A 1,192-nucleotide genomic window follows, 5' to 3' on the forward strand; every position below is an offset into this window, starting at 1 on the left:
AGAGAATGCGACGCGCGGTCATACAATATATTGTCATTTCAACACTCTTTCCACGAAAAAAGCATCAGAAAAATATCAGGATACTAACGGAAGTACATAAGTCACCCAGAACCATGACATCGGCATGATCAGTACCATAGCCGGTATCATATCCGCAGTCGGGAAGTTTTTCAGTTTCACCATACGGAATCCTGTTGCAAGCATCAGAAATCCACCACAGGCTTTAAAGTCATTGATCATCCCCGGTGTTGTCAGCGGGAAAATCGCCGTTGCCGCAAAAAACAGAATCAGGAAAATAATCACCTGCGGAATCGCGATCATGCATACAACCATTCCCAGACTGCATGCAAAGATCGCCGCTGTAAATAAATCCAGAATAGATTTGGAAATCAATACAGAATGATCTCCACTCATACCGGATACGATAGAACCATAAATTCCGGTTCCGCTGGCACAGAACAATACAATAATTGTCACTAAAGTGTTCATAAATTCATCTTCAGACATTTCAGAATTTGAATTCTTGATAAATTTGCTGATCACTCTCTGCATTGCACCTGCACCGGCATTGATTTTTTCCCCAAGATGAATCGCAAGACCGATTCCTGTTCCGATTACGATGGAAAAAATAACCGCCGGCATATTTTCCATCAGGCCGATAGTACTGATTCCCATTCCCATAGAACATACACCGAACACCAGGGTAATGTCTGCCTTGAATTTCGGACTTAACTTATGTCCCATAAGGGCACCCAGGATTCCTCCTATAACTACGGATAATGCGTTGATAATTACTCCAATAGGCATAGCTTTTTTTCTCTCTCCTTTACCTGATTTCAGGCAAATGCCGCTTTTTCTGACATCTGCCTGAAGCTTTTTCTTATTATTTAAAACATATCCGACAGCCAGTATTTCGGATTTACGTCCATAAACTGAGTTCTCTGGAAACGATCTTTCTAGTCGAACGGTACAGTGCAGTCAAAGATTGCCTTGCGTGCCACACCACGTTCGCGTATTCCCGGATGATAGGCCAGATTGTTGGACGAATCCAACAGATGACATTGTACACCAGGAACCGTAATCAGGTCAACATAATAGCGGATTCTGTTTTAAAGCAATATTGATCTTTTAGTTTATTGGGCAGCAACTGTCTGATGCAGAAATCGTCTGCCTCCTTATCGCTTGCTGTCCC

At 42.5% G+C, this 1,192-nt stretch carries 1 protein-coding gene; it reads right to left on the minus strand.

Annotated elements, in window-relative coordinates; translation table 11 throughout:
* Window positions 1-75: 75 nt before the first annotated feature.
* Window positions 76-807, minus strand: a complete 732-nt coding sequence (locus WKT11_RS19765; RefSeq protein WP_118138039.1) for a DUF554 domain-containing protein — start codon at window positions 805-807, stop codon at window positions 76-78.
* Between the last annotated feature and the right edge of the window lie 385 nt (window positions 808-1,192).

It is taken from the genome of Blautia sp. HCN-1074, assembly GCF_037890165.1.
Lineage (GTDB): Bacteria > Bacillota > Clostridia > Lachnospirales > Lachnospiraceae > Blautia_A.

Coding starts and splice junctions, on each gene's coding strand:
- WKT11_RS19765 (WP_118138039.1), bottom strand. CDS start 807: ATGCCTATTGGAGTAATTATCAACGCATTATCCGTAGTTATAGGAGGA.